Source organism: Chryseobacterium sp. MMS23-Vi53 (assembly GCF_047651245.1).
Lineage (GTDB): Bacteria > Bacteroidota > Bacteroidia > Flavobacteriales > Weeksellaceae > Chryseobacterium.
In genome coordinates this window covers 2,114,157-2,130,458 of the sequence record NZ_CP180265.1, presented here as the reverse complement: position 1 = coordinate 2,130,458, position 16,302 = coordinate 2,114,157, and the positions used below count along the sequence as shown (strand labels likewise).

Genomic DNA, 16,302 nt, shown 5'->3' with positions numbered 1-16,302 from the left:
CTAATTTTGCTCTTTTTTTAATGATTCATATGTTTCAAAAACGCTTAACGATTGCAGGTAAGAAAGCTGATATCCTTCTTTTCCGTCCAAAACACCAAGTCTCATTATATAAGCCTTAAAGAATTTAAATGCAGTTTTAATATATTGAATTAAAACATTGAACTTTTTACCCTTTGCAGCCAATTCCTTTCCTTTTAATACACCGTAATGAATCATCTTTTTACGATAAGATTCATAATCTGAAACGGAGTAATGCAACAGTTTATTTCTCAAAACTCCAATAGTTCCTTTCACGTCCAGTGTTTCATGTACTTTTTTATCGGCAATATATCTTGCCTTTGATTTTCGGAACAACCTGAAATTTTTATCAGCCTGAGTCCCCGAAAAATTAATCGGTTTGCCTGCAAAAAAGAATTTCCTGTAAAAATAGTAGGCATCTTTTTTTGTGGGGCTATTCAGTTCTTTTATAATCTCTTTTCGCAATTGCGGGGTTATTCTTTCGTCTCCGTCCAAAAATAACACCCAGTCGTTCTTCGCCGCATCTAAAGCCAGATTTCTCTGCTTTGTAAAATCTTCAAATTTGTGCTGAACAATTTTTACATTCGGAAACGTCTTGGCAATTTCTACGGTTCTGTCCGTACTGAAGGAATCCACCACAATTATCTCATCACAAAAATCAAAACAACTTAATACTTCTTGTATATTTTTTTCTTCATTTTGTGTTATGATTAAACCACTTATATCCATCATAACGTTTTCTTTGATTCAGATATTAAATCTAAAATATCTCTCTAAAACAGTTTTAATCTGCCAAAGATAAGTTTTAATTTGAATTTTATTAACGAATCTTTGCCTTTTATATCGATTCTACACAGCTCGAAAGGTTTTTGTGTAGGAATATAATTCACCTTATTCCCAATTCTTACTGCAAATTCGATTCCTAACTTCTCTAAAACTGAAAAAACTTTCATTTTCTCAGCTCTTTTCTTTGGAAATTTTCCGTATGGGTACGCCAAAACTTTAGAATATCCTATATTTTCGTTATCCAGAATCTGCATGTTGGTTTGAAGGTCATTTTCTATAAAATCGACCGAAATATTTCTGAAATTCTGATGATCGTGACTGTGAAGGGCAATCTCGAAATAATTTTTATCCAGATTTCTGATATCTTCAAAGTTCATCATCATATAATTTTTATATCCTTCCTGAATAAATTTAGTAGGAATAAAAATCGTTGCTTTCAGATCGTATTTCTCCAGCAAAGATGGTAAAAAATTAAAATTGTTTTTATATCCGTCGTCAAAGGTAAGAATAATGCTCTTTTTTCCCAACGGGTTGAGTTCAGAAAAAAACTTTGATTTGTAGTTTTTTTTTCTTAAATACTGGAACTGTTTTTCGAGGTTTTCCAAACTTACCGTAAGATCTTCATCGGTTTCTCTTTCCACCTGATGGTACATGAGAATGGGCAGTCTGTTTTTTGGAAAGAGAAAAAAATACAGCCTGAAATAAATTACAATGAAGATTATTAATGAAAATAGGAGCGAATATAAGATCATGTTACTTTAATGTTCTTTTTTTCAAGTTCTAGTAATCTGATTTTCTCTCTTAGCTTTATATATTTTAAAAATGTATAATAAGACATGGTCTTAGCAACATAGAATCCTGCAAAGCCGTCCAAAAATCCTAGTTTAAAGATAAAAACTTTTATAAATTCAAAGATAGGACTCACAATAATTTTAAAACGGTTGATTTTCTTACCTTTTTCAAACATTTTTTCTGCCATCATATCCGAATATTTATTGATTTTCGCAACATGATGCTGAATGCTTTTGTAGGTGTAATGATTTATCTTTCCGTTTAAAATTCCTGCTTTTTTATCATAAATTAAAAATTCATGAACATTATCATCAGAATATTTTACACAGTCTTTCCTGAAAAGTCTCTCACGGCAAACATTTCCCCATCCTCCGAATTTTATGAGATGTATCCCAAGGTGGTTATTAAACTTTACTTTGTAAACATTTTCTCCGGAGTTTTCTGATGTTATAATCTTTTTTATGGATTGTTTTAAATCTTCATCAGGAACTTCATCGGCATCAAGGAATAAAATCCAGTCGTGAGAGCATAAAGAAAGGGCATGGTTTTTTTGTTCACCATACCCGTTAAACTTTTTCTCAAAGAATTTTACCTGAGAATATTTTTGTGTACAAATCTCTTTTGTTTTATCGGTTGAAAAGCTATCAACGATAATAATTTCATCAACAGTGTCTGTAATTGAGTCTAAAAGCCTTACAATATTGTGTTCTTCATTGTAAGTAATGACTGCAAGGGAAAGGGGCATTTTTATTTAAATTCTTTTATTGTGTTTTCGATAATTCTAACGCAATCAATTAATTGCTCTTCAGATATTACCAAAGGGGGTGCCAATCTTATAATATTTCCGTGAGTCGGTTTTGCAAGAAGTCCGTTTTCTTTCAGTTTTAAACACAAATTCCACGCAGTTGAGCTGTCCGGAGTGTCGTTGATTAAAATTGCATTTAATAATCCTTTTCCTCTTACTTTTGTAATAAGATCTGTTTTTTCTATAATTTTTTCGATTTCAGAACGGAATAATTTTCCTAATTCTTCTGCTCTTTCAGAAAGTTTTTCTTCTTCAACAACATCCAAAGCAGCAACTGCAACCGCACAGGCGATAGGATTTCCTCCGAAAGTAGAACCGTGTTGTCCCGGTTTAATCACATTCATAATCTCATTGTTCGCCAAAACTGCTGAAACAGGATACATTCCACCGGAAAGCGCTTTTCCTAAAATCAAAATATCAGGCTGAACATCTTCGTGATGACAAGCAATTAATTTTCCGGTTCTTGCAATTCCGGTCTGAACTTCATCTGCAATGAAAAGAACGTTGTGTTTTTTACACAATTCTGAAGCGTTTTTCAGGAATCCGTCATTAGGAACGTAAACTCCGGCTTCACCCTGAATAGGCTCAACCAAAAAGGCTGCAATATTTTCTGCTTCTCTGTTTAAAACTTCTTCTAAAGCTGCAATATCGTTATATGGAATTTTGATAAATCCAGGTGTAAAAGGACCATAATTTTGGTTTGCATCAGGATCATTTGAGAAAGAAACAATGGTTGTTGTTCTTCCATGGAAGTTATTTTCGCAAACGATAATTTTTGCAGCATTTTCCGAAATGCCTTTCACTTCGTAACTCCATTTTCTGGCTAATTTTACCGCCGTTTCTACTGCTTCCGCGCCGGAGTTCATGGGCAAAACTTTATCAAAACCAAATAGGGTAGTGATCTTTTGCTCATATTCTCCCAATTTCGAGTTGTAGAAAGCTCTTGACGTTAAAGCTAATTTCTGAGCCTGCTCAACCAATGCTCCTACAATTTTCGGATGAGAATGACCTTGGTTTACAGCAGAATATGCTGAAAGAAAATCATAATATCTCTTGCCCTCTACGTCCCACACAAAAACGCCTTCTCCTTTGTCTAAAACAACCGGAAGGGGATGGTAGTTGTGAGCACCGTACTGGTCTTCAAGGTCAATGAAATACTGTGAATTTTTTACTGTTTCTACTGTTGACATAATTTAGGTTTTCCACAAATTTAAACATTATAAATGAGATGTATAAACAGAAATCCAGCACTGAAAAACGACCTGAACTAAGTACATTTTGAGGGTGATAAAAAGGGTTTTAGAAATTATTGCTTACACAAAATATATGTTGCAGGTATTATATCTTTAAAAAGATGAATTTTATTAATGTTAATTTAATGATAAATAAAAAAACCGCCTCCAAAAGAGACGGTTTAAAAATTTATTTAAATATAATCTTAGTGATTATCATATTTTCTGTCCATTACAAAATCCTCCATGAATTTTGTTGTATAATTTCCTGAAAGATAAGCTTCATTATCCATCAATTGTCTGTGGAAAGGAATTGTAGTTTTTACACCTTCAATATAGAATTCTTCCAAAGCTCTTCTCATTTTTGCGATCGCTTCTTCACGCGTCTGAGCTGTCGTGATAAGCTTAGCAATCATTGAGTCATAATTAGAAGGGATTGTATATCCTGCATAAACGTGAGTGTCAACTCTTACCCCGTGCCCACCAGGAATGTTTAGTCCTGTGATTTTACCAGGAGACGGTCTGAAATCCATGTATGGATTCTCAGCATTGATTCTACACTCGATTGAATGTAATTTTGGATAATAATTAATTCCTGAAATTGGTGTTCCTGCAGCCAAAAGAATCTGCTCTCTGATCAAATCATAATCAATAACCTGCTCAGTGATCGGGTGTTCTACCTGAATTCTCGTATTCATTTCCATGAAATAGAAATTTCTGTGCTTGTCTACAAGGAATTCAATCGTTCCAACTCCTTCGTATCCAATGAATTCCGCTGCTTTTACAGCTGCTTCACCCATTTTTTCACGAAGCTCGTCTGTCATGAAAGGAGATGGAGTTTCTTCCGTTAATTTTTGATTTCTTCTCTGAACTGAACAATCTCTTTCGGAAAGGTGACAAGCTTTACCAAATTGATCTCCTGCAACCTGAATTTCGATGTGTCTAGGCTCTTCAATCAGTTTTTCCATGTACATACCTCCGTTTCCGAATGCAGCCACAGCTTCCTGAATTGCAGATTCCCAGTGATCTTTAAGGTCTTCAGCTTTCCAAACAGCTCTCATTCCTTTTCCACCACCACCGGCAGTTGCTTTAATCATTACAGGGTATCCAGTTTCTTCAGCAACTTTTACAGCATGTTCGTAAGACTCGATCAAACCGTCGGAACCAGGTACACATGGTACACCTGCAGCCTTCATCGTAGCTTTAGCGTTGGCTTTATCTCCCATTTTTTCAATTTGCTCAGGAGAAGCACCGATAAATTTGATGCCGTTTTTCTGGCAGATTCTTGAGAAATTAGCATTTTCAGATAAGAAACCATAACCTGGGTGAATGGCGTCTGCGTTGGTAATTTCTGCAGCAGCAATAATGTTAGGGATTTTTAGGTATGAGTCTTTACTCATCGCAGGACCGATACAAACTGCTTCATCAGCAAATCTTACGTGAAGACTGTCTTTATCAGCAGTTGAATAAACCGCAACGGTTTTGATCCCCATTTCTTTACAAGTACGTAAAATACGCATTGCAATTTCGCCACGATTGGCTATTAATATTTTTTTGAACATCTTCTTCAATTTGAAAATTAGATAATTTGAAAATTAGATAATGTTATTTTAATGTAGAATTTAATCTAACATCTAATGTCTAACATCTAACTTCTAATTAAGATGGATCTACTAAGAATAAAGGTTGGTCGTATTCTACAGGAGTAGCATCATCAACTAAAATCTTAACGATTTTTCCGCTTACTTCAGACTCGATTTGGTTGAATAACTTCATTGCTTCGATTACACAAACCGTTTTACCGATAGAAACTTCGTCACCTACGTTTACGAATACGTCTTTATCTGGAGATGGCTTTCTGTAGAAAGTTCCGATCATTGGAGATTTAATAGTAACATACTTGCTGTCGTCAGAAGCAGCCTCAGCTTTTTCAGCAGGTGCAGCAGCAGGCGTTGCTACTTGTGCAGGAGCAGCTACTTGTTGTGGAGCAGTGTGGTAAACTGCAGGTTGAGCATAAGCAACTTCGCTTCCAGCTAATGGAGTTTTAATAGTGATTTCGAAATCTTTAGTCTTGTATTTCACTTCAGAAACCTCTGCCTTAGATACAAACTTGATAAGATTTTGTATGTCTTTAATGTCCATAAATTTGATATTTGATTTTGAGCCAAAGATACCAAAAAAACATAAAAAACAACAAAAAACCGCCAAATTTTATCAAAATTGGGCGGTTTTTGTATTAAAACGAGTGTTTTTCAGTGAAAAGCGACTCTTAGTTTTCTTCAGTAGTTGCTACTTCTTTTTCCAATACTACTTTTCCTCTGTAGTATAATTTTCCTTCATGCCAGTGAGCTCTATGGTATAGGTGAAGCTCTCCTGTTGCTGCATCTTTTGCTAATTGAGGAACTACAGCTTTGTAGTGAGTTCTTCTCTTATCTCTTCTTGTAGACGACTGTCTTCTCTTTGGATGTGCCATTTTGTAATAACTTTTTTAATTGATGAGCGATGAGATTCATCATCTCATCATTAAACTATTTAATTTTTATTCTTTAAATTTTTTAGTGCGTCCCATCTAGGATCGCTTTCGTGTTCTTCCTCTTCCTCAATTTCTTTCGGACTGAACTTATCAAGAATTGCCAGATCTTCTTCACTTACGTTGGGTGATATCTTTTTCATCGGAATGGAAAGAGCCACATTTTCGTAAATTAAATGAGAAATATTAAAAGCATGGTCGCTGGTTGGAATGGTGATTACATCTTCTTCGCTGTCATCGTATTCTTCGCCAAACTTTACCAATACTTTGATTTCATTTTCAATGGGATGATCGAAATTTTCGTTTGTAATATCACAAACCAATTCCACTGTCCCACTTACTTTGATCTCAAATTCTAAAAAAGTAGTGTGTTTATCAAGCAAAACATCTACTGCAATTCTAGGATTTGCAAATTCCTGTTCAGTGTCAAATAATTGAAAGAACTCTTTATCTATCTCAAACCTGAACTCGTGTTTCCCGGTTTTCAGTCCGGAAAAGCTAATATCATAGTTTCTTAACTTGTCCATAAAATGAGTGTGCAAAAATATGCAATTTTTTTATAATAACAAATAAATTCTCTAACAAATTAATTTAAAATTTGATTTAAAAAATTAACCCTCAGTTTCCTCAGGCAGATCTTCGTCGATTCCGTTATCCACTGCCATTTTTCTGGGCTGAAGGCGGTTGCTCATCAAATCGTTGTACTCGCTTCTGTTTTTGTAAACTTTAATCGCAGTGAAAATAGCTTCCATAAAACTCTGTTCATCGGCAATATTTTTCCCTGCGATATCATAAGCAACACCGTGATCGGGAGACGTTCTGATGAAAGGAAGTCCCGCTGTGTAATTCACACCTTCTTCATAAGCTAAAGTTTTAAACGGAGCCAAACCTTGATCGTGATACATTGCTAAAACCGCATCGAAACTTCTATATTTGCTCGGCTGGAAGAAACTATCGGCAGGGAAAGGGCCAAAAGCCAGAATCCCGTTGTCTGATAATTCTTTAATTGCCGGAGCAATGATTTCGATTTCTTCGTTTCCGATGACTCCGCCGTCTCCTGCGTGTGGATTTAAACCTAAAACAGCAATTTTTGGTTTAGAAATATTAAAATCTTCAATCAAAGTTTGATTTAAAACCCGAATCTGCTTTTTAATTTTCTCTTTAGAAATATTTTCGGCAACCTGAGCGATCGGAATGTGGTGTGTAGAAACTGCTACTTTCAGATCTTCCGTTACCAAAAACATCAATCCTTTTTTATTAAATTTCTCTTCAAAATATCCTGTGTGACCAGCGTGTTTGAAACCCATTTTCACCATCTCATCTTTATTGATCGGTGCAGTTACCAAAACATCGATCTCTCCTTTGATTAAGGCTTCTGTCGCTGCTTCCAAAGAATCGATTGCCATTTTTGTGGATTCTTCCGTTGGAGTTCCCAATTCTACCATCGAATTTTCTTTCACAAGGTTTACCATATTCAGTTTTCCTGCCTGTGCCTGTGAAGCCTCGTTGATGTAGTTGAAGTTTAAATTTAATTTAAAAATATTTTTCTGATAAGTAAATAATTTCCCCGAACCAAAAATCACTGGCGTGAAAAAATCCGTAATGGTTTTATCTGCAAGGGATTTCATGATGATTTCGGGACCGATGCCATTGAAATCTCCGATTGAAATTCCTACTCGTACTTTATGGTTTTTTGGGCTCATTTTGATTATCTTTGAAGATTATAATTTACAAATTTAGCAAAAAATAATATGTTCACAGGAATAATTGAAGCAGTTGGAGTAATTGAGAAGATCGAAGAAAATGGAAGCAACATTGATTTTACTTTAACCTGCCCTTTCACAAATGAATTAAAAATAGATCAAAGCTTGGCTCATAACGGCTGTTGCCTTACGGTTGTAAAGATCGACGGAAACCAATATGTCGTTACAGCAATCAACGAAACACTGGAAAAAACAAACCTTGGAAAATGGGAAGTGGGAACGGTCGTAAATCTTGAACGCTGCATGAAAATGGACGGAAGATTAGACGGGCACATTGTACAAGGTCACGTTGATAAAACGGGTGAAGTGGTAAGCATCGAAAATAAAGACGGAAGTTATTTTATTACCATGAAGTATGAGGATAACGCAAATTTTGTAACAGTTCCTCAAGGTTCTATCACGGTAAACGGAATTAGTTTGACGGTTGCAAAAAGCGAAGACACTCAGTTTTCGGTAGCAATTATTCCATATACTTGGGAGTTTACAAACATGAAATATTTAAAGGCAGGAGATAAAGTTAATTTAGAATTTGATATAATTGGTAAGTATATTGCTAGGTTAATTAATAAACAGAATGTCAATTAATATATACAAAGGATATAGCTTAAGAAATAGGGTCTTTTTCGGCTTCTTATTGGTTTGCCTTTTAAGTGTTGTTGCTTCTTCGTTGGTGCCATACTTTGTTTTAAAGCAAAATTACGAGAAACAAAGCGAAATCGATATGCAGACCAAAACAGGTGCTGTAATGGGCTATTTGGATTATGCACTGAGCAGCACCCGCGTAAAAACAGAGGATCTGAAAAAGGTTTTGGAAAGTAAAATTTTCGAGGTTGCCGACATCAATCATCATGATATTTTTCTTTATGATCTTAAAGGGAATTATCTCTTGTCGAATAGGGAAGAGAGTCTTGTAGAGCAAAAGAAAGTACCCATTAATATTGTTAATAAAATTTTATCAACCAATGCAAGAGTTGATACAAAGGGTTACGATCCTACGAAAGATGCAGTTCTTACTTCGTCTTATTTGTTGTTGAAAAATAATGATTTAGAGCCGGTTGCGATTGTTTATATTCCACTTTATTATGATGAAGGAGCTTATTTTGATGTTTTAAATACGTATATAAAATATATTGTTTTAGTTGATATTTTATTGATTTTATTCAGTATTTGGTTCAGTTGGGTGATGTCTAACAGTTTAGCAAAAACCATAACTAAATTCTCTGACATGATTACGCGTATCACCTTGTTTGAGAATGAAATGCGCCCAATTAGATATTATAAAAACGATGAATTAAATGCTTTGGCGAGAGCTTACAACAGGATGATTCTCCAAATTCAGGATCAAAAGGAAAGGCTTCGCTTTAAAGCATCTGAAGAAGCTTGGCGTGAAATGGCAAAACAGGTTGCCCATGAGGTGAAAAATCCTTTGACGCCAATGAAATTGACGATTCAAAATTTTGAAAGAAAATTCGATCCGGAAGATCCAAATATCCGAGACAGAGTAAAACAGATGAGCAAAACAATGGTGGATCAGATCGATCTTATTGCAACGGTTGCTTCTGCTTTCTCCGAATTTGCCAAACTTCCGGAAAAAAATAATGAAGTCATCAATCTGAATAATGAAGTTGAAGATATTCTTCGTGTCTTTAATGATGATAGTATTTTTATGCATTGCAATAAGAATAATATCATGATCAATATGGATAGAATTTATCTCTCCAGAATTATCACAAATCTTGTTACCAATGCGAAGCAGGCGGAAAGTGAGGAAAGGAAACTCATCATCAATGTCGATGTCGAGCAGCATCAAAGAAGGGTTATGATTTCTATTCAGGATAACGGAATCGGTATTGCTGAAAATATGTATGAAAGAATTTTCGAACCCAATTTTACCTCTAAAAACAGCGGGATGGGACTTGGTTTATCCATGGTCAGAAAGATGATTGAAGATTATAAAGGAGAAATTACCGTGAAATCTGAATTGGGTAAAGGTTCAACGTTTACTATCACTTTACCGACCAATTTATAGTGAAGCCTTTTACGTTTAAACAATTTGAAATTCAGCAATCAAAAAATGTCTTCCGTGTTGGGACAGACGGTGTTTTGTTGGGTGCTTTAGCAAGTGTAGATGATGCTTCTGAAGTCTTAGAAATCGGAACAGGAACGGGCTTGATTTCATTAATGTTGGCTCAAAGAAATCCTAATGCAGAGTTTTTAGGAATTGATATTAATGAAGAAGCGGTTAATCTTACAAAACAGAATTTTGAAAATTCACCTTTTCATTCAAGGTTAAAAAATATTCTTCAAGATTTTAAAACGTTTCAAGTTGATAGTCAATTTGATTTAATTGTTTCAAATCCACCTTATTTTGAAATTTCGGATTCTGTTAAAGATAAAATTGCGAGACAAACGGTTGAATTAAATTTCAGTCAGTTGATTTCCAAATCATCAAAATTACTTTCCAAAAATGGAATTTTCTCTGTGATAATTCCTGTTGAAGCCGGAAATGATTTTATTAAACTGACTCAGGAAAATCAATTATTTTTAATTCGAAAAATCAATATAAAAGGTATTGAAACTGCCTATACAAAAAGGCTTATTCTTGAATTTTCTTTAACTGACAAAGATCTAAAAGAGTCTGAGTTTGTGATAGAAAAAAGTCCGAGACAATACTCGGACCAATATCTTGAACTCACTAAAGAGTTTCATGTTTTTCGTAAATAAATTATATTTTTAAACCATTAAGTTAATTATTAAGGAATTAAGAATATTAAGTCTAGCTTTGCTTTAAAAATTAAAAATCTATTTGATTTTTGCTTAAAGAAACTTAACTTCTTAAATGTTCTTAATGGTTAAAAATTATTTACTCAAATAATTCCGCAGTATCCAAAACAGAAACTTTTCCATCCTCACATCTGATTGCTTCCCCAGGGAAATTCTGGATCATGTGATAATCGTGAGTTGCCATTACCACAGCTGCGCCATTTTCAAGGGCAACCTGCTTCAATAATGTCATAATTTCGTTGGAAGTTTCAGGGTCAAGATTTCCTGTAGGCTCATCCGCTAAAATTAAGTCAGGATGATTTAATAAAGCTCTTGCAATGGCCACACGCTGTTGCTCTCCACCAGAAAGTTCGTGAGGCATTTTGTGCTTTTTGCTCTTCATGTTTACGCTTCCCAAAACCTCGTTGATTCGGTCTTCTATTTTTACTTTATCGCTCCAGCCTGTTGCTTCCAAAACGAATCTTAAATTCTTTTCAACTGTTCTGTCAGAAAGCAATTGGAAATCCTGGAAAACAATTCCTAGTTTTCTTCTAAGATTCGGGATATCTGAAGTTTTCATTTTTTCAAGATCAAAACCTACAACCGCTCCGTGTCCTGAAGCCAAAGGAATATGTCCGTACAAAGTCTTTAAAAGTGAACTTTTTCCTGAACCTGTTTTCCCGATAAGATAGCAAAATCTGCCTTTTTTGATGTTAAGATTAACATCAGAAAGAACAGTGAAGTTTTTTTGCGCAATCTTTGCGTTTTGCAAACTTATGATATTATCTCCGGCGATATTTGTATGTGGCATAATTCAATGTTAAAGTGCTGTTTTTAAAAATATTTTTCAACTTTTAAAAATAGTAAAAAGAACTGTAAGGAAGGTAAATTTTAGTAAATTTTAACAACAAAAAATGCCTGAAAAAGTTCTTTTCAAGCATGATTTGTATATGATAATAAAAAGATTATCTCTTAGCGCGTGATGCACTTACAGTTAAGCTCTTTCTGCCTTTAGCTCTTCTCGCAGCCAAAACTCTTCTTCCATTTGGCGTAGACATTCTTTCTCTGAAACCGTGTTTGTTTCTTCTTTTTCTTTCTGATGGCTGGAATGTTCTTTTACTCATTACTATATGTTTAAATCGTAATTATCTATTAATTTTCAGGTTGCAAATATATGCATTTTTTTAAAGGTTGCAAACTTTCCATACCTTTTTTTGTGAAATTTAATCTGTTTTTTTATCTAAATATTTGGAAAGCCCGATGGGAAAACGACTTCCGCGATATTCAAAAATAATGTTAAATGATTTATTTAAAAGCTCTATCTTTGGAAACTCAAATTTAAAGAAAAAATAAACATCATGATGTTTACACCCGCTGAACTTTTAGAAATCAATACATTACTGAATCCAGAAAACAAAATTGTAATCCTTACCCACTACAATCCGGATGGGGATGCTATTGGTTCCAGCCTTGGTTTAAAACATTATTTAAAAGCAAAAGGGATTTTTGCTGAGGTTATCGTTCCCAACGATTTTCCTAAATTCCTGAAGTGGATGCCGGAATCTAAAAAGGCTCTGATTGCCGAATACAAAAGAAAAGTTGCTTTTGAATTGATAAATGAAGCGGATGTTATCTTCTGCCTTGATTTTAATTCTCCTTCAAGAATCGGTCTATTGGGAGATTGGCTGACGAATGCAAAAGCTAAAAAAATTCTTATCGATCACCATCAACAGCCGGAAAAGTTTGATTTCGTTTATTCTGATACGATCATTCCTGCTACCTGTCAGATGATTTATCATTTTATTGAAGCGATGGGTGACGAAAATTTGGTGAATCAGGATATTGCAGAATGCCTTTATACAGGAGTCATGACCGATACAGGAGGTTTTCGTTTCCGTTCTACAAGCGCAACGACGCATAGAATCATTGCTAATTTAATCGAGCATGGAGCAGATCCTGCAATGATTACTTCCAATACTTGGGATACAAATACGGTTTCTCGTCTTCAATTATTGGCTTTAATTTTAGGTAGGATTGAAGTGGTGAAAGATGGTAAGGTTGCCGTTCTTTATCTTACAAGAAACGAATTGAAAGAATATGGCTTCCAAAAAGGTGATACAGAAGGTTTCGTGAATTACGGACTAAGTATCTTAGGCGTAAAAATGGCAGCATTTTTCATGGAAGATTTATATGAAGATTTTATTAAAATTTCTTTCAGAAGTAAAGATGATATGGATGTGAACCAGTTTTCAAGAAAATATTTTAATGGAGGAGGGCACATCAATGCAGCCGGCGGAAAATCTTTTGAAACGCTACAAGGAACTATTGAGACTTTTAAAACTAAGATAGAAGGGGAGGAAAGTCTGTAATTTAGGTTGAAGCTAAGATTCAGATTAGTTTGAGGTAATAGTATTTGGTTGTCATTCAGAACGAAACGAGAAGAATCTACATAAAAGTTTTATGAATAATACTGTTAAGATTCTCACGGAATGACAAACTGTATGTTTATACAAAAAGAGAAGAGATTGCTTCGTTTTTGGTAATGACACAAAAAACACTCAAACACTAATACATTCCAACTCTCAAACGCAAAAACTCTACAACGCAAATCGCGAATATCCTTTGTTTTCCAACTCTTTGCAGGTATATTCGTAAACTTCCTGAAACATCGTATCCAGAAATTTTTTATTAAATAAACTGAATTTCGTCATCTTTGGAGGATCTAAGAAAATATCACACGATTTTACTTTAGAATAGACAGATTTTGCGATGGCTAGGTGTAAAATTCTGTCAAATTCTTTCATTAAGCTCATGTTTTCAAGGCTGTCGAAGCTGATGGAGTTTACATGAGAAGCAATTAAAAAATCACATTTATCCACTATCGGCTCGATCGGTAAATTGTCTAAAACTCCGCCATCAACATAAATTTTTTCACCCATTCTTACAGGTGGCAGAATAAAAGGAACGCTCGAAGAAGCAAGTAATGGTGCGAAAAGTTCGCCTTCCGAAAAGAAATCTACAATTCCATGAGTCATTTCTGTGGCAGCAACGTAAACCGGAATTTTTAAAATTTTAAAATCATCTTCAGGAAAATGATCGGTAAATAATTTAACAATAAATTTCGAACTGAAAATTCCATTTTTGGAAAGCTTTAAAAACGATCTCGAAAAAAATGTGGTTTGTCTTACAATTTCCATCATTTCATCGGGAGATTTTCCGAAAGAATAAAAAGCTCCAACGATCGACCCTGCGCTGGTTCCGGAAATAATATCCGGTTTTAAATTATATTCTTCAAGAGCCTTTAAAACAGCAATGTGGGCGATTCCGCGCATTCCTCCGCCTGAAAGAGTCAGGCCGATGATTGGTTTCTTTTTTTTGAAATTGAAAATCCCCATTCAGATTGTTATGCTTTACTAAGATACAAGTTTTTTCGAGAAAATTTTACTAAGGTTCGTCGCATTCTGAATCTATTTTAATGAAAAGTGATTCAAATTTTTTATACATATTTTCATCAGCTGCATCTTTGCCGATTTTATCATTCACGCAGTTCCCCCAACCGAAAGTAATGAGATCAATAGTGGCATAATCGTTTTTGTCGGATGAATTTAAATGGCTTTCAAACTCGCTCATAATTCTTTGCGGATCGCTGTTTCTTTTGCTCATTTCCTCACGAAGTTTTCTCCATGTTTCTACCATGTAAGCATTGTTGGAATTTAAAGCTTTAGCGTAATTTTCGCAACCTTTCGAAAGTTTATGATTCATTAAAATAGATGGATCTGAAAATGCCAGAATTTCAGTTTTCTTGAGCTCATATTCATCTTTCAATTCTTGCAATTTGTTGGTTCTGAGATTTTCCCAATAAGGATCTTTTACCACTTTTAAATTTTCTAAAATCTTTTTAGTTTCAGAGAAATCTTTATCAAGCTGAGATAAAATTTTATCTTTTTCAGTTCTTACTTTTTGAAGACTGTTCAAATTAAAGACGGAAGGTGAACTCAACATTGTACCACGCATGTGAAACCAAAGCTTAAAAGTGCCTTCTAATTCTTCTTTTGAGTATTTATTGGCATCAAAATGACCTTTATTGTTACAAAGTTCCGTCTCGAAATTGAAAATTTCTTCCTTGATTTGTTGAGGAGCTGCAGAAGAATCTGCCTTAATATTTTTAACAAAAACTTTCGCAGAATCTTTTGGTTGAGACGCTGAAGTTGTATTTTCTTTTTTACAGCCTAAAACAGATAAAAATAAAGCACAAAAAATCCAGTTTTTCATAAATTCAATTTAAAAAACCAAATGTTTTGGCATATTGTGAAGAAGTTCTGTATTAATAATTTCCGCGCAAATGCTCGGTTTTTCCCAATGCCCGTTGTGTCCGCAATCGAGAATATAAGATTTGATATTGGTTTTATCCGGAAGATTTTTAATCAATAATTCTGTTTTCACAGCATTGTCGTGTTTTCCGGCAATGACTAAAATTTTGGCATCCAGATTTTCCAAAATATGCTTTTTATCGGTTCTTTCTACCATTCCTTTTACTGAAGCTAAAGCTCCAAGATTGTTGGTGGAAAGGGCAACTTCCAAAGCGGTTTCTATTTTTCCTTCGAGAATATCTCTTTCATTGGGGTTGAAAAGATTCGGAACTCCGGCTCTTACGTAATGCGCGAAAGCGTCTTTAATAATTCTGTAACTTTTAATTCGTTGCGCTTTTTTCTCGGCATCATCGGGAAAATAAGTAGAGAAAAATAAGGTTAAGCTTTTCAGGTATTCAGGATATTTTTCAGCAAATCCAAGAGAAATATAGCCTCCCATTGAGTGTCCTAACAAATGAACTTTCTCTAGTTTTTGGTCGTCTAAAACTTTTTTTACTTCTTCTGCTATCAAATCCATTGTTTGAACTTCCGCGATAATATCCGACTGTCCGTGACCCGGAAGATCGATTTTCAACAATGAAAAATTTTCAGAAAGATGCGGTTCCATATCGCTCCAGATGGAAAGATTCTCCATAAAGCCGTGGAGCAGAACCAAAGTTTCCTTTCCGGTTCCTTTTTTCTCGAAGTTTAACATGATTTTAAAATTAAAAGTGGATATCAATATATTCAACAAATCCCGAACCATTTACCATATCCTGAAGTCTGTACGATTTTCCGCCGTCTTTGGACATGAAGGTTTTTGTTCCATTTCTTGTATAAAGTTTTCCGTTGTCGTTGGCAGAAATACTTTCTGTAATTTCTCCTGTAAAATTCATATGCTTGTCGGAAACTACAGCCATAAACCCTTTAATTTCTACTGTATTTTTACCGGATTTAATACTTCCTGAAACATCGTAATGATCTCTTTCTCCTTCAATTTTTTTGAATACAACAGATCCTGAATTGTTAATCGAATTGTGTGTGAATTTATGGATTCCGTTAAAATCTTTAAAATGATTTTTAGACTTAATGCTATCATTTATTTTTGTTCTCGCGGCATTGATGGAATCAACGATTTTCGTACTGTCTGTCTGTGTTGATGTAGAAGTCGTTTCCTTTTTAGAGCAGGAAATAAGCAAAGCTGTAACAGCAAAAGCGGTTAAAAAGTTTTTCATTAATGAATAAAATTATACTCAAAAGTAAA

19 protein-coding genes are annotated in these 16,302 nt (G+C 34.6%); 4 read left to right on the top strand and 15 right to left on the bottom strand.

Features of this window, described 5'->3' with window-relative positions:
* The 9 genes from ACKX2A_RS09400 to pdxA form a co-directional block, all read right to left on the bottom strand.
* Nucleotides 1-750, bottom strand: coding sequence for a glycosyltransferase family 2 protein (locus ACKX2A_RS09400; RefSeq protein WP_415329112.1), 750 nt, complete (start codon nucleotides 748-750; stop codon nucleotides 1-3).
* A gap of 41 nt (nucleotides 751-791) precedes the next feature.
* On the bottom strand, nucleotides 792-1,457 hold the full coding sequence (locus tag ACKX2A_RS09395; protein ID WP_415329111.1) for a polysaccharide deacetylase family protein: 666 nt from the start codon (nucleotides 1,455-1,457) through the stop codon (nucleotides 792-794).
* A 95-nt stretch (nucleotides 1,458-1,552) separates the two neighbouring features.
* Nucleotides 1,553-2,341 (bottom strand): glycosyltransferase family 2 protein, encoded by a 789-nt coding sequence (locus ACKX2A_RS09390; protein WP_415329109.1) that lies wholly within the window; start codon nucleotides 2,339-2,341, stop codon nucleotides 1,553-1,555.
* Between the two features lie 2 nt (nucleotides 2,342-2,343).
* Entirely contained in the window at nucleotides 2,344-3,591 is a 1,248-nt protein-coding gene (gene rocD / locus ACKX2A_RS09385) for an ornithine--oxo-acid transaminase (protein WP_415329107.1), read from the bottom strand.
* A 248-nt stretch (nucleotides 3,592-3,839) separates the two neighbouring features.
* Nucleotides 3,840-5,195 (bottom strand): acetyl-CoA carboxylase biotin carboxylase subunit, encoded by a 1,356-nt coding sequence (accC, locus tag ACKX2A_RS09380; RefSeq protein WP_415329105.1) that lies wholly within the window; start codon nucleotides 5,193-5,195, stop codon nucleotides 3,840-3,842.
* Nucleotides 5,196-5,292: 97 nt separating this feature from the next.
* Nucleotides 5,293-5,775, bottom strand: a complete 483-nt coding sequence (gene accB, locus ACKX2A_RS09375) for an acetyl-CoA carboxylase biotin carboxyl carrier protein (RefSeq protein ID WP_415329103.1) — start codon at nucleotides 5,773-5,775, stop codon at nucleotides 5,293-5,295.
* A gap of 127 nt (nucleotides 5,776-5,902) precedes the next feature.
* A complete protein-coding gene (gene rpmF, locus ACKX2A_RS09370; RefSeq protein ID WP_039365059.1) occupies nucleotides 5,903-6,106 on the bottom strand; it encodes a 50S ribosomal protein L32 in 204 nt (67 codons plus the stop codon).
* Between the two features lie 59 nt (nucleotides 6,107-6,165).
* Nucleotides 6,166-6,690, bottom strand: coding sequence for a YceD family protein (locus ACKX2A_RS09365; protein WP_415329101.1), 525 nt, complete (start codon nucleotides 6,688-6,690; stop codon nucleotides 6,166-6,168).
* 84 nt (nucleotides 6,691-6,774) lie between these two features.
* A complete protein-coding gene (gene pdxA, locus ACKX2A_RS09360) occupies nucleotides 6,775-7,866 on the bottom strand; it encodes a 4-hydroxythreonine-4-phosphate dehydrogenase PdxA (RefSeq protein ID WP_415329099.1) in 1,092 nt (363 codons plus the stop codon).
* Between the two features lie 48 nt (nucleotides 7,867-7,914).
* Between pdxA and ACKX2A_RS09355 the strand changes: the two genes are divergently transcribed.
* From ACKX2A_RS09355 to ACKX2A_RS09345, 3 genes are read left to right on the top strand one after another with little or no spacing between them, the layout of a single operon-like run.
* The gene (locus ACKX2A_RS09355; RefSeq protein ID WP_415329097.1) at nucleotides 7,915-8,511 is read left to right on the top strand and encodes a riboflavin synthase; all 597 of its coding nucleotides are present in this window, start codon (nucleotides 7,915-7,917) and stop codon (nucleotides 8,509-8,511) included.
* Complete coding sequence (locus ACKX2A_RS09350) at nucleotides 8,501-9,955, top strand: sensor histidine kinase (protein ID WP_415329095.1); 1,455 nt, start codon at nucleotides 8,501-8,503, stop codon at nucleotides 9,953-9,955. Before ACKX2A_RS09355 ends, ACKX2A_RS09350 begins: the two co-directional genes overlap by 11 nt.
* A complete protein-coding gene (locus ACKX2A_RS09345; RefSeq protein WP_415329093.1) occupies nucleotides 9,955-10,650 on the top strand; it encodes a tRNA1(Val) (adenine(37)-N6)-methyltransferase in 696 nt (231 codons plus the stop codon). Before ACKX2A_RS09350 ends, ACKX2A_RS09345 begins: the two co-directional genes overlap by 1 nt.
* A 139-nt stretch (nucleotides 10,651-10,789) precedes the next feature.
* Here ACKX2A_RS09345 and ACKX2A_RS09340 read toward each other — a convergent pair whose 3' ends face one another.
* Complete coding sequence (locus ACKX2A_RS09340; protein WP_415329091.1) at nucleotides 10,790-11,500, bottom strand: cell division ATP-binding protein FtsE; 711 nt, start codon at nucleotides 11,498-11,500, stop codon at nucleotides 10,790-10,792.
* 154 nt (nucleotides 11,501-11,654) lie between these two features.
* Nucleotides 11,655-11,813, bottom strand: a complete 159-nt coding sequence (rpmH, locus tag ACKX2A_RS09335; protein ID WP_007843334.1) for a 50S ribosomal protein L34 — start codon at nucleotides 11,811-11,813, stop codon at nucleotides 11,655-11,657.
* A 237-nt stretch (nucleotides 11,814-12,050) separates the two neighbouring features.
* Here rpmH and ACKX2A_RS09330 point away from each other — a divergent pair, with 237 nt between their 5' ends.
* Nucleotides 12,051-13,058 (top strand): DHH family phosphoesterase, encoded by a 1,008-nt coding sequence (locus ACKX2A_RS09330; protein WP_415329444.1) that lies wholly within the window; start codon nucleotides 12,051-12,053, stop codon nucleotides 13,056-13,058.
* Nucleotides 13,059-13,286: 228 nt separating this feature from the next.
* On the opposite strand, the gene ACKX2A_RS09325 is transcribed toward ACKX2A_RS09330, so the two are convergent.
* From ACKX2A_RS09325 to ACKX2A_RS09310, 4 genes are read right to left on the bottom strand one after another with little or no spacing between them, the layout of a single operon-like run.
* Nucleotides 13,287-14,084, bottom strand: coding sequence for a patatin-like phospholipase family protein (locus tag ACKX2A_RS09325; protein ID WP_415329090.1), 798 nt, complete (start codon nucleotides 14,082-14,084; stop codon nucleotides 13,287-13,289).
* A gap of 49 nt (nucleotides 14,085-14,133) precedes the next feature.
* Nucleotides 14,134-14,961 (bottom strand): hypothetical protein, encoded by an 828-nt coding sequence (locus tag ACKX2A_RS09320; protein ID WP_415329088.1) that lies wholly within the window; start codon nucleotides 14,959-14,961, stop codon nucleotides 14,134-14,136.
* 9 nt (nucleotides 14,962-14,970) lie between these two features.
* Nucleotides 14,971-15,753, bottom strand: a complete 783-nt coding sequence (locus ACKX2A_RS09315) for an alpha/beta fold hydrolase (protein ID WP_415329086.1) — start codon at nucleotides 15,751-15,753, stop codon at nucleotides 14,971-14,973.
* A 10-nt stretch (nucleotides 15,754-15,763) separates the two neighbouring features.
* On the bottom strand, nucleotides 15,764-16,273 hold the full coding sequence (locus ACKX2A_RS09310; protein ID WP_415329084.1) for a hypothetical protein: 510 nt from the start codon (nucleotides 16,271-16,273) through the stop codon (nucleotides 15,764-15,766).
* Nucleotides 16,274-16,302 lie beyond the last annotated feature (29 nt).

Excerpts from the sequence above, each read along its gene's own strand:
- ACKX2A_RS09400 (WP_415329112.1), bottom strand. The coding sequence starts at position 750 with ATGATGGATATAAGTGGTTTAATCATAACACAAAATGAAGAAAAAAAT.
- ACKX2A_RS09395 (WP_415329111.1), bottom strand. The coding sequence starts at position 1,457 with ATGTACCATCAGGTGGAAAGAGAAACCGATGAAGATCTTACGGTAAGT.
- ACKX2A_RS09390 (WP_415329109.1), bottom strand. The coding sequence starts at position 2,341 with ATGCCCCTTTCCCTTGCAGTCATTACTTACAATGAAGAACACAATATT.
- rocD (WP_415329107.1), bottom strand. The coding sequence starts at position 3,591 with ATGTCAACAGTAGAAACAGTAAAAAATTCACAGTATTTCATTGACCTT.
- accC (WP_415329105.1), bottom strand. The coding sequence starts at position 5,195 with ATGTTCAAAAAAATATTAATAGCCAATCGTGGCGAAATTGCAATGCGT.
- accB (WP_415329103.1), bottom strand. The coding sequence starts at position 5,775 with ATGGACATTAAAGACATACAAAATCTTATCAAGTTTGTATCTAAGGCA.
- rpmF (WP_039365059.1), bottom strand. The coding sequence starts at position 6,106 with ATGGCACATCCAAAGAGAAGACAGTCGTCTACAAGAAGAGATAAGAGA.
- ACKX2A_RS09365 (WP_415329101.1), bottom strand. The coding sequence starts at position 6,690 with ATGGACAAGTTAAGAAACTATGATATTAGCTTTTCCGGACTGAAAACC.
- pdxA (WP_415329099.1), bottom strand. The coding sequence starts at position 7,866 with ATGAGCCCAAAAAACCATAAAGTACGAGTAGGAATTTCAATCGGAGAT.
- ACKX2A_RS09355 (WP_415329097.1), top strand. The coding sequence starts at position 7,915 with ATGTTCACAGGAATAATTGAAGCAGTTGGAGTAATTGAGAAGATCGAA.
- ACKX2A_RS09350 (WP_415329095.1), top strand. The coding sequence starts at position 8,501 with ATGTCAATTAATATATACAAAGGATATAGCTTAAGAAATAGGGTCTTT.
- ACKX2A_RS09340 (WP_415329091.1), bottom strand. The coding sequence starts at position 11,500 with ATGCCACATACAAATATCGCCGGAGATAATATCATAAGTTTGCAAAAC.
- rpmH (WP_007843334.1), bottom strand. The coding sequence starts at position 11,813 with ATGAGTAAAAGAACATTCCAGCCATCAGAAAGAAAAAGAAGAAACAAA.
- ACKX2A_RS09330 (WP_415329444.1), top strand. The coding sequence starts at position 12,051 with ATGTTTACACCCGCTGAACTTTTAGAAATCAATACATTACTGAATCCA.
- ACKX2A_RS09325 (WP_415329090.1), bottom strand. The coding sequence starts at position 14,084 with ATGGGGATTTTCAATTTCAAAAAAAAGAAACCAATCATCGGCCTGACT.
- ACKX2A_RS09320 (WP_415329088.1), bottom strand. The coding sequence starts at position 14,961 with ATGAAAAACTGGATTTTTTGTGCTTTATTTTTATCTGTTTTAGGCTGT.
- ACKX2A_RS09315 (WP_415329086.1), bottom strand. The coding sequence starts at position 15,753 with ATGTTAAACTTCGAGAAAAAAGGAACCGGAAAGGAAACTTTGGTTCTG.
- ACKX2A_RS09310 (WP_415329084.1), bottom strand. The coding sequence starts at position 16,273 with ATGAAAAACTTTTTAACCGCTTTTGCTGTTACAGCTTTGCTTATTTCC.